Source organism: Flavobacterium sp. LC2016-01 (genome assembly GCF_009711135.1).
Classification (GTDB): Bacteria; Bacteroidota; Bacteroidia; order Flavobacteriales; family Flavobacteriaceae; genus Flavobacterium.
Map to the genome: position 1 here is coordinate 364,296 of NZ_WMIC01000002.1, position 11,434 is coordinate 375,729.

Annotated in this window: 6 protein-coding genes; 4 read left to right on the forward strand and 2 right to left on the reverse strand. The window is 36.2% G+C overall.

All coding sequences use genetic code 11. The annotated features are described in order from the left end of the window. Positions 1–105 precede the first annotated feature (105 nt). Together dnaE and GKZ88_RS05985 are read left to right on the forward strand one after the other, a co-directional pair. Positions 106–4,644: a DNA polymerase III subunit alpha gene (gene dnaE, locus GKZ88_RS05980; RefSeq protein ID WP_155101473.1), complete on the forward strand. Its 4,539-nt coding sequence runs from the start codon at positions 106–108 to the stop codon at positions 4,642–4,644. A 177-nt stretch (positions 4,645–4,821) separates the two neighbouring features. Continuing rightward, positions 4,822–5,793, forward strand: a complete 972-nt coding sequence (locus GKZ88_RS05985; protein ID WP_155101474.1) for an outer membrane beta-barrel protein — start codon at positions 4,822–4,824, stop codon at positions 5,791–5,793. Between the two features lie 153 nt (positions 5,794–5,946). On the opposite strand, the gene GKZ88_RS05990 is transcribed toward GKZ88_RS05985, so the two are convergent. Next, positions 5,947–6,939 (reverse strand): Gfo/Idh/MocA family oxidoreductase, encoded by a 993-nt coding sequence (locus tag GKZ88_RS05990; protein WP_155101475.1) that lies wholly within the window; start codon positions 6,937–6,939, stop codon positions 5,947–5,949. Between the two features lie 221 nt (positions 6,940–7,160). Continuing rightward, on the reverse strand, positions 7,161–9,269 hold the full coding sequence (locus GKZ88_RS05995) for a prolyl oligopeptidase family serine peptidase (RefSeq protein ID WP_155101476.1): 2,109 nt from the start codon (positions 9,267–9,269) through the stop codon (positions 7,161–7,163). 347 nt (positions 9,270–9,616) lie between these two features. Here GKZ88_RS05995 and GKZ88_RS06000 point away from each other — a divergent pair, with 347 nt between their 5' ends. Both GKZ88_RS06000 and GKZ88_RS06005 read left to right on the forward strand, forming a co-directional pair. Further along, complete coding sequence (locus tag GKZ88_RS06000; RefSeq protein ID WP_155101477.1) at positions 9,617–11,113, forward strand: MFS transporter; 1,497 nt, start codon at positions 9,617–9,619, stop codon at positions 11,111–11,113. A 14-nt stretch (positions 11,114–11,127) separates the two neighbouring features. Then, positions 11,128–11,352 (forward strand): DUF6814 family protein, encoded by a 225-nt coding sequence (locus GKZ88_RS06005; RefSeq protein WP_155101478.1) that lies wholly within the window; start codon positions 11,128–11,130, stop codon positions 11,350–11,352. Positions 11,353–11,434: the final 82 nt, after the last annotated feature.

Genomic DNA, 11,434 nt, shown 5'->3' on the forward strand with positions numbered 1-11,434 from the left:
TTCCTTCCATTTTTCATTTCGCATTTTGTTATGTTTCATGTTGTCAATGTTTTGCAATATGTAAGATTTGGAATTTGGAACTTAAAATTTGACTTTTAAAACTCTATGTATTTAATATTCGATACCGAAACAACCGGATTACCAAAACGCTGGGATGCTCCAATAACCGATTCTGATAACTGGCCTCGCTGTATTCAGATTGCTTGGCAGCTTCATGACGAAATGGGACAGCTAATTGAGCATCAGGATTACTTGGTAAAACCAGACGGATTTAATATTCCGTATGATGCGGAACGTATTCACGGAATTTCGACTGAATTGGCTGAAGCCGATGGAATCACGCTGGCTGAAGTTTTGGAGAAATTCAATATTGCTTTAAGCAAAACCAAATTTATTGTTGGTCAGAATTTAGGTTTCGACGTTAATATTATGGGTGCCGAATTCCACAGAATGGGAGTCGATTCGCCAATGAGCACCATGCCGGTTTTAGATACTTGTACCGAAGTTACCGCTTCGTTATTACAACTTCCGGGAGGTCGTGGAGGAAAATTCAAATTGCCAACCTTAACCGAATTACACAGTTATCTTTTCAATAAGCCTTTCGCGGAAGCGCACAACGCAACTGCCGACGTTGAGGCCACGACGCGCTGTTTCTTAGAATTAATCAGAAGAGAAGTTTTTACCAAAGAAGAACTAGATGTTCCGAAGGATTATTTCAAAGAATTTCAGGAAAGAAATCCACAGGAATTTCCTTTAATTGGTTTAAAACACATCAATTTAAAAGCGGCTTCGGATAAAATCAGAGAGCAATTAAAAGCTTTAGAATCTGTTGGTAAAGAACCTGCCGTTTCGTATTCTGACAGAGAAGATTTTAAAGCTGCAAAATATTCGCATTTACATAATCATACGCAGTTTTCGGTTTTGCAATCGACTATTGGAATTGGGAATATTGTTTCGGCTACAGCCAAAAACGGAATGCCGGCTGTTGCGATGACCGATACTGGAAACATGATGGGTGCTTTTCACTTTGTGAGCGCCGTGATGAACCACAATAAAGCAGCATCAGGAAAAAATAAAGCTTTGGTTGAAGCGGGTGAAGAGCCTACTGAAACTGAGATCAAGCCAATTGTCGGCTGTGAATTTAATGTTTGCGACAACCATTTGGACAAAAGCAAAAAAGACAACGGGAATCAGGTTGTATTATTAGCCAAAAACAAAAACGGCTATCACAATCTGGCCAAAATGTCGTCAATCGCTTTTACGGACGGATTTTATTATGTTCCGAGAATTGACCGTAAAATCGTCGAACAATACAAGGAAGATATCATGGTTTTGTCTGGAAATTTATACGGAGAAATTCCGAGTAAAATCCTGAACATCGGTGAAAACCAAGCCGAAGAAGCTTTGATTTGGTGGAAGGAACAATTTGGCGATGATTTCTATTTAGAAGTAATGCGTCACAATCAGGAAGATGAAAATCGTGTCAACAAAACTCTGATTGAATTTTCGCAAAAACATAATGTCAAATTAATTGCGACCAACAATACTTATTATTTAAATAAAGAAGATGCCAATGCACACGACATTTTACTTTGTGTAAAAGATGGTGAAAAGCAGGCAACACCAATTGGCCGTGGACGCGGTTATCGTTACGGACTTCCAAATCAGGAATATTATTATAAGTCGGAAGAAGAGATGAAAAAACTCTTTTCTGATCTTCCGGAAGCGATTATCAACATTCAGGAAATTGTAGATAAGGTTGAAGGATATTCACTTTACCGCGATGTATTGCTTCCTAAATTTGATATTCCACAGGAATTTGTAGTACCTGAAGATGAAGCTGATGGCGGTGTTCGTGGAGAAAATAAATATTTGCGACACCTTACAATGGTTGGTGCCGCAAAACGATATGGCGAAATTACAGAATCGATTCAGGAACGTCTGGATTTTGAGTTGCTGACGATTTCGAATTCCGGTTATCCGGGTTACTTTTTGATTGTACAGGATTTCATTGCCGAGGCTAGAAAAATGGACGTTTCGGTAGGTCCGGGACGTGGATCTGCAGCCGGATCAGCGGTTGCATATTGCCTCGGAATTACCAATATTGACCCGATTAAATACGATTTGCTTTTTGAGCGTTTCCTAAATCCTGACCGTGTATCGATGCCCGATATTGATATCGATTTTGATGACGAGGGTCGTGGCCGTGTAATGGATTATGTAATCAATAAATACGGTCAAAAACAGGTGGCGCAGATTATCACATATGGTAAAATGGCAACCAAATCGGCGATTCGTGATACGGCTCGTGTACTGGATTTACCATTGTTTGAAGCCGATAGAATTGCCAAACTGATTCCGGGTATGATGCCCTCAAAATGGAATTTGGCGCGATTTATTTCGGAGAGTGAAGAGGAAGTTAAAAAAGCGCTTCGTTCGGATGAATTTGATAATGTAAAAGAATTAATCGCGATTGCCAATGAAGATGATTTGGCAGGAGAAACCATTCAGCAGGCAAAAATTCTGGAAGGATCGATGCGTAACACGGGAATTCACGCCTGCGGTGTAATTATTACGCCGTCGGACATTACGAATTATGTTCCCGTAACAACCGCAAAAGATTCGGATTTATATGTAACACAGTTTGACAACTCGGTTGCAGAAAGTGCCGGATTGCTGAAGATGGACTTCCTGGGTCTGAAGACCCTTACGCTGATAAAAGATACCGTAAAACTGGTAAAATACAGAACGAATATTGATCTGGATCCCGATACATTTCCGATTGATGATGCAGAAACGTATGCGCTTTTCCAAAGAGGTGAAACCGTTGGAATCTTCCAGTACGAGTCACCAGGAATGCAGAAATACATGAAAGATCTGAAGCCGACGGTTTTTGGAGATTTAATTGCCATGAATGCACTTTATCGTCCGGGACCTTTGGAGTATATTCCATCTTTCGTTCGAAGAAAAAACGGTGACGAAGAAATCAAATACGATTTAGATGCCTGTGAAGAATATTTAGGAGAAACTTACGGAATTACCGTTTACCAAGAGCAGGTAATGCTTTTGTCTCAGTCTTTGGCAGGATTTACAAAGGGTGAGGCCGACGTTTTGCGTAAAGCGATGGGTAAAAAACAAAAAGACGTACTGGATAAAATGAAGCCGAAGTTCGTAGAACAAGCATCAGCAAAAGGTCATGATGCAAAAGTTCTAGAAAAAATTTGGAAAGACTGGGAAGCTTTTGCGAGTTACGCCTTCAACAAATCGCACTCGACTTGTTATGCCTGGATTGCGTACCAAACGGCTTATTTGAAAGCGCATTATCCTGCTGAATATATGGCAGCGGTACTTTCGAATAACATGAATGATATTAAACAGGTTTCGTTCTTTATGGAAGAATGTAAACGTATGGGATTGCAGGTTTTGGGTCCAGACGTCAACGAATCGTACTATAAATTTACAGTAAACGATGATTATGCCGTTCGTTTCGGAATGGGCGCTATTAAAGGCGTTGGTTCTGGAGCTGTAGAAACCATTGTTGAAAATAGAAAAGATGGAAGATATAAATCGATTTTTGATTTAGCGAAGCGAATTGATTTACGCGCGGCCAACAAAAAAGCGATTGAAAACTTAGTACTTGCAGGAGGTTTTGACTCCTTTGAAGGAACAACAAGAGCCCAATATTTCCACGATGATGGAGACGGAATTACATTCTACGAAAAGGCGATACGTTACGGATCGAAGTTTCAGGAAAATGAAAACTCCTCTCAGGTAAGTTTGTTTGGAGAAGCAAGCGAAGTGCAGATTGCAGAACCAGTTGTACCTCCGTGTGAAGACTGGAGTACAATGGAAAAACTAGCCAAAGAAAAAGAGGTTGTAGGGATTTATATTTCGGGACATCCTTTAGATGATTTTAGGTTTGAGATGAAATATTTCTGCAATGCTCGTTTAGAAGCCTTGAAAAGCATGAATGAATATGTGGGTAAAAATCTAAATTTTGCAGGAATCATTAATAACGTACAGCATCGTGTGGCCAAAAATGGAAAAGGCTGGGCAGTATTTAATCTTGAAGGATATGATGAGAGTTTTGAGTTTAAGATTTTTGGTGAAGAATACTTAAAGTTCCGACATTTCTTAATTCAGAATAATTTTGCTTACCTGAAAATTTTAATAAAAGATGGCTGGGTAAATCATGATACAGGAAAAAAATCAGATCCTAGAATGCAGTTTGTTGAAATAAGACAGCTTCAGGATATCTTAGAAGCCTTTGCTAAAAAACTGATTCTGTTATTAAATATCAAAGATCTTCAGCCTGAGTTTATTCATAAATTAAGCCATTTATTCAATGAAAACAAAGGTGATAATACCGTGAGTTTCGACATCATGGAAATCGAAAATGTTAAGCGTTTAGTAGAGGTTGAAACAACAAGTGAATTTGAAGACAACGAAGATGCGGTTTTTGAAGATGACAATGATGATAATGAAACCGTTTCAGGAGAGGCCAAAATGCAGGAGATGAAAGAGGTAGACGAAGTCAAAGTAGTAACTAAATTGACTATGCCAAGCCGAAGATTAAAGATTAAAATTTCAGCAGAGCTATTACAGGAATTAGAGAAAATGCAGATCAATTTTAAGCTGAATTAAATTTTAACAGTTAAAATTTAATAGAATGTAAAATTTTAATGTTAAAAATATGCATGCATAATACTTTTTTAGTAATATTGCCCGAAATTACAACGTTTTCGTTCCAAGTCTAACATTGCATACAAAAAGAATATGTTAAAATATTTTAAGTTTGCATAAATTAATTAAATCAGAATTATGAAAAAGAACCTATTTTTATTAGGATTATTAGTTTGCTCTATGGCCACAATGGCGCAAACAGAAAAAGCAGATAAACCAGAAAGCTGGTATTTTAAATTGGGTGGATCTTATTTCAACCAAACTGCTTCTACTGAGTTTCCAACAGTTGGGGGACAACCTGCAAATAGAGATGTTTATGAAGGTACTCTTGCTAATAATAAATTAGTTTCTAGAGAAGGTGTTACAGGTTCTTTTGGACAAGGTTTTAGAAGTGGAATTACTGCTGGTTACCGTTTTTCTACACGTTTAGGAGTTGAGGTAGCAGCAAACTATTACAATAGTAATACTAAAACAATGGCTCAAACTACAGATAGACTTATTTCTTATAATCCTGCTCAAAGTCCTGCAGCGACTTATTTAGATTTTACTGCTGAAGGAAGAATTAAAGCTTTTGATATCGCACCAGCTCTTGTAATGTTTTTAGGTGAGGCACATGGTTTTGAACCTTATACTAAAGTTGGAGTTATTGTTCCAATTCACGGAACTTTAGATATTGAAACAAACAGAACTTACACAACTTTTGCAGGAGCTAATCAAGTAGCATTGACTGAAGCTTATTCAAAAGATGTTGTAAAACCTAATGCTACAATTGGTTTCATGGCATCTGTCGGAACTTCTTATAAATTAGGAAAACATATCTCTGCTTTTGCTGAATTAGAGTACCGTAACTTTACAGTACACGGAAAAACTAAAGAGACTGAAGCATATACAGAAAATGGTGTAGATAAATTAGATGTTGCAACGACTTTCCGTCCAGATGCTTCTTATTCTGCAAAACATACTAATTATGTTGAAAAAATCACAAATACTTCAAACAGCAAAACAACTAATGCAGCTGGTTTTGATAATACAAAAGCAACTGACGATATCAGTACTTATGTTGGTATTTCAGGTTTAGGATTAACAGTTGGTCTTAAATACAGTCTATAATTTTTTATAGAAGTTTTATAGTTTTTTGAAAAAAGGATATTCTCGCGAATATCCTTTTTTTTTGTCCTTATTTTTTGTGATCCTTCCTTCGTCGAAATGACAAGATTGTTTAAATAGCACTCGCTCTTCGACTTCGCTCAGAGTGACAATACCTTATTTCGAATTCCTAAACTCCTTCAAAACTTCGTCAATAACCCAAGTTGTTCTTGCTCCGGAAATTCCTTTTGATGGAGAAGCATTTTCTTTCCCTAAAAGTTCAGCAACTACAGTTTCAATAAAAGGCTGTTGAATATGCAATGGATTTTCGATTAAAATACTTTCTTTTTCTCCATTTGTATATTGAATATGAATTGGATCATTTCCAAAGGTTGAAAACGATATTTTTCCTTTATCACCAACAATTTCAGTATTATCATAACGTTCAAAACTGGCAAAATTCCATATTCCTGAGCCGTGAATCCCGTTTTCGAATAAGAACGACATTGAAACTGAATCTTCGGCAGGATATGCCATCAGCTGCGAAGTTGCATGCCCGCGCACTGATTTTATCGGACCTAAAACAAAATCCAGAAAATCTAATGTATGACAAGCCAAATCTACAAAGATTCCGCCTCCAGAAATATGTGGTAAAACCGTCCACGGAAGATTGATTTCATCATCATAACGTTCTTCGAAAGGATGATATAAAACACAGTTTACATGACGAATGTTTCCTAATTTTCCTTGATCAATTATTTCTTTTATTTTTAAAAATCGAGGCAAAGCTCTTCTGTAATAAGCAACAAATAATGGAACATTGTGTTCTTTACAAACGCTGATCATTTCATTGCATTCTTCAAAAGTCAAAGTCATTGGTTTTTCTACATAAACAGGTTTTCCGGCTTTGGCACATAAAATTGTATATTCTTTATGAGAAGAGGGCGGAGTTGCGATATAAACCGCATCAACTTCAGGATCATTTATTAAATCAACTGCATTCGAATACCATTTCGGGACATTATGACGTTTGGCATAATCTTCAGCAAGTGCAGCATCTCTGCGCATAACAGCAACTAAAGCTGAATTTGGGATTTTCTGAAAAGCTGGTCCGCTTTTTACTTCAGTTACATTTCCGCAGCCTATAATTCCCCATCTTATAATTTTCATCGTTTGTTTTTTTGGTTTCTCAAATTTAAGGAAAAAAGTTCGCCACGAATTACACTAATTTCCACGAAGTTATTTCTCCCGCAGATTTTGCAGATTCAATAGATTTTTGCACATAGCATCACCTTAATCTGCAAAATCTGCGAGAGGTACTAAAAAATAAAGCCACGATATTCACAAAAAATAATTCGTGAATTCGTGGCTAAAAAACTTAGTTTAAAATCTTACTTACTAGGCAAAGCTTTAAAACCCATATTGTAAAGTGTGAAAGCCTGGATATCTACACTTTCTTGGATTGTAGCCGCAACAGATTTCCCTGCTCCATGACCCGCTTTAACATCAATTCTAATTAAAACAGGATTTTCTCCCGCTTGTTTTTCCTGTAATTCTGAAGCAAATTTAAAACTGTGCGCCGGAACTACACGATCATCATGATCTCCTGTTGTTACCATAGTCGCTGGGTAATGTGTACCTTGTTTAACATTATGAACTGGCGAATATCCTTTTAAGTATTCAAACATTTCTTTGTTATCCTGAGCTGTTCCGTAATCAAAAGCCCAACCTGCACCCGCTGTAAAGGCGTTGTAACGCAGCATATCCATAACTCCAACGGCTGGTAATGCCACTTTCATTAAGTCAGGACGCTGAGTCATTGTTGCGCCAACTAATAATCCTCCGTTAGATCCTCCACGGATTGCTAAGAAATCAGATGAAGTATATTTTTGCGCAATTAAATATTCTGCTGCAGCGATAAAATCATCAAACACATTTTGCTTTTGCTGTTTAGTTCCTGCATTATGCCATTTTTTTCCGTATTCGCCTCCGCCTCTTAAGTTGGCAACTGCATAAACACCTCCATTTTCCATCCAAACTGCATTTGAAATACTGAAATTTGGTGTTAAACTAATATTGAATCCGCCGTAACCGTAAAGAATAGTTGGGTTTTTACCGTCTAATTTTGTTCCTTTTTTATACGTGATAATCATCGGAACTTTTGTACCATCTTTTGAAGTATAGAAAACTTGTTTTGATTCGTAATCTTCGCTTTTGAAGTCCACTTTTGGTTTCTGATAAATTTCAGATTTTCCAGTTTTCGGTTCAAATGAATAAATACTGATTGGTGTTGTGTAATTAGTAAAACTGTAATACAAGATTTTTTCATTCTTTTTTCCTCCAAATCCTCCAGCAGTTCCAATGGCTGGAAGTTTGATTTCGCGGACTAACTTTCCGTTGTAATCATATTGCTGAACAAATGAAACAGCTTCTTTTGTATAGTTAGCAAAAAAGTATCCTGCACCAGTTGAAGTCGTAAGCACATTTTCAGTCTCTTTGATAAAATCTTTCCAGTTTTCCGGCTTCGGGTTATTTGCATCAACCGTAACAATACGCTTGTTGGGAGCGTTTAGATCAGTATCGATAAACAACTTGCTTCCTTCATTTTCTATAATACTATTGTCGCTGTTAAAATTGTCTACAATAGTTACGATCGGGCTGTTTGGTTTGGTTAAATCCTTAATGTACAATTCATTTCCGTAAGTCGAATTGGCAGCAGAAATCACTAAATAATGATTATCTTCAGTAACATAACCTCCAACATATCTTCTTTTTTGATCGGCACCAAAAATTACTTTATCCTCTTTTTGAGAAGTTCCTAATTTGTGGAAATACAATTTGTGCTGATCTGTTTTCGCAGATAATTCGCTTCCTTTTGGTTTATCATAGCTTGAATAATAGAAACCTTCATTTCCGTGCCAAGAAATACCACTGAATTTTACATCGACTAAAGTATCTTCCAAAACTTTTTTAGAAATGGCATCAATAATTATTACTTTTCTCCAATCGCTTCCTCCTTCAGAAATGGAGTAAGCCGCTTTTGAACCATCTTCAGAAAAATCTAATCCTCCAAGAGAAGAAGTTCCATCTTTAGAGAAAGTATTCGGATCCAGAAAAATTTCTTCTTTTCCGTTCTGGTCTTTTCTGTAAACAACAGATTGGTTTTGAAGTCCGTTGTTTTTAGAAACATACGTAAATTTTCCTTCTTTAGACGGAGCTCCTATTTTTTCATAGTTCCATAGTTTTTCCATTCGTTTTTTAAGTTGCTCACGAAACGGAATTTGATCTAAATAACCATAAGTTACTTCATTTTCGGCCTTAACCCAAGCTCCAGTTTCAGCAGATTTATCGTCTTCAAGCCAACGGTAAGGATCACTTACTTTTGTGTCAAAATAAACATCGAAAGTTTCACCTTTTTTAGTTTGCGGATATTGAATTTTATTTTGTCCAAATGAAATTCCTGCGGTTGTAATTGCCATTATAAGAAATGTTTTTTTCATATTTAAGTTTGTCAGTTTTAACAAAAATAGCATTTTTTGTGGGAGTTGAGACTATTTAACCGCAAAGGGCGCTAAGTTTTTGTTCTTGCTTGGTTTTATAAAAATGCAAAGTTCGCAAAGCTTTGTATTGATATCTAACTTTTGGAACTTGGCATTTTTTCTTTGTCAACTTTGCGATTAATTTCACTTTTTCAGATACTTTATAAACTATATACTACTAAAAACGCAAAAGTCAATAAATAACTTGTTTTTGTTAAAAAAGTACTAACTGAATAACAAAATATCTTTTATATTCGTAAAACGATAATTTTATTATTTAATCATTATTAAGTATACAAAACGGTTTTATGAGCAAAACTTCTACTAAAGGTATTTGGAAAGTTATTTCGGCATCCTCAATGGGAACAATGATTGAATGGTACGATTTTTATATTTTTGGGAGTTTAGCGGTTGTTATTTCGACAAAATTCTTTCCGAGTGATAATCCGGCGGCGGCATTTTTATCCACTTTAGCAACATTTGCTGCGGGATTTGTAGTACGTCCTTTTGGAGCTTTATTTTTTGGAAGACTTGGTGATATTATTGGGCGTAAATATACTTTTATGGCTACGCTGTTATTAATGGGAGGCTCTACTTTTTTAATAGGCTGTATTCCGAGTTATGAAACTATTGGCTTTGTTGCCCCTTTATTAGTATTGATTCTGCGCTTGCTTCAAGGACTTGCTTTGGGCGGCGAATATGGCGGTGCGGCAACTTATGTTGCAGAACACGCGCCAGTTGGGCAAAAAGGATATTGGACGTCATGGATTCAAACTACAGCGACTGTTGGTTTATTTATTTCATTAATGGTTATTTTGGCCACCAAAAATGTACTTTCTGCCGAAGATTTTGATACTTGGGGATGGCGTGTTCCGTTTTGGGTTTCGATCGTAATGGTTGGCGTTTCCTATTTAATCAGAAAAAATATGGACGAATCTCCTGTTTTTGCAAAAGCTAAAAAAGAAGGAACAACCAGTACGAATCCGTTAAAGGAAAGTTTTGGAAACAGATACAACTTAAAATTTGTTTTATTAGCTCTTTTTGGCGCAACAATGGGACAAGGCGTTGTTTGGTACACTGGTCAATTTTACGCTATGAGTTTCATGAAAACCGTCATGAATATCGATTCTTCTCAAGTTGATGAACTTTTAGGAATTGCTTTGTTGCTAGGAACTCCATTTTTTATTGTTTTTGGATGGCTGAGTGATAAAGTTGGTCGAAAATACATTATGATGCTTGGAATGTTCCTTGCCGTTTGTTCTTATTGGTCGATTTATGATGAAATGTACAATACAGTTAATTTCAATCAGAAGACAGAAATTATAGAAAAAACTACAAGTAATATTGAAAAAACCGCTAGTAATGACGTAATAACCACTATTTCAAAAACCTATACCGACGGAACTACGTATATCGAAAAAAATACAGATTTTAATAACAAAAAGAAATCACAAACGAATATTACAATCAATTTAAATTCTGCCGATGAATGGAAATTAATTTTTTGGGTTTTCATTCAGGTTTTATTTGTTACAATGGTTTACGGGCCAATTGCAGCGTTTTTAGTGGAGATGTTTCCAACTAAAATCAGATACACTTCAATGTCGCTTCCTTATCATGTTGGAAATGGGATTTTTGGAGGATTGCTTCCTGCAATTTCGACCTATTTAGTAACACATGCAAAAGCAAATAAAGACCCTGAATTTTATCTTGAAGGGCTTTGGTACCCAATTATTATTGCTTCGATCTGCTTTGTAATTGGAATGGTTTACATTGATAATAAAAACAAAACGAATCACCTTTAATACCTACATATAATATGAATACAGTTAAGAAAATTTTAGGTGTTTTGTGGATTATACTTTCCATTGCTGCTGCTTATTTCTGCGTGTTTGAATTTGGCTTGCCAAAAATTTTATCAGACCAGCAGGATGATACGGTATTTGGAATTATAACCCTATTCATTCTAACCCCGTTAATCGTTTTAGGCTTAGGAACTTTTGGCTATTTTTCTCTGATTGGAGAATACAATGAGAAAAAATAACCAAAACAACTTAAACAAAAAAGGGCTGTCTAAAAATAGACAGCCCTTTTAACTACTAAAAAACCAAAATTTAAATACCATT

Bases quoted from the DNA above. Each gene is read 5' to 3' on its own strand.
- dnaE (WP_155101473.1), top strand. From the start codon at position 106: ATGTATTTAATATTCGATACCGAAACAACCGGATTACCAAAACGCTGG.
- GKZ88_RS05985 (WP_155101474.1), top strand. From the start codon at position 4,822: ATGAAAAAGAACCTATTTTTATTAGGATTATTAGTTTGCTCTATGGCC.
- GKZ88_RS05990 (WP_155101475.1), bottom strand. From the start codon at position 6,939: ATGAAAATTATAAGATGGGGAATTATAGGCTGCGGAAATGTAACTGAA.
- GKZ88_RS05995 (WP_155101476.1), bottom strand. From the start codon at position 9,269: ATGAAAAAAACATTTCTTATAATGGCAATTACAACCGCAGGAATTTCA.
- GKZ88_RS06000 (WP_155101477.1), top strand. From the start codon at position 9,617: ATGAGCAAAACTTCTACTAAAGGTATTTGGAAAGTTATTTCGGCATCC.
- GKZ88_RS06005 (WP_155101478.1), top strand. From the start codon at position 11,128: ATGAATACAGTTAAGAAAATTTTAGGTGTTTTGTGGATTATACTTTCC.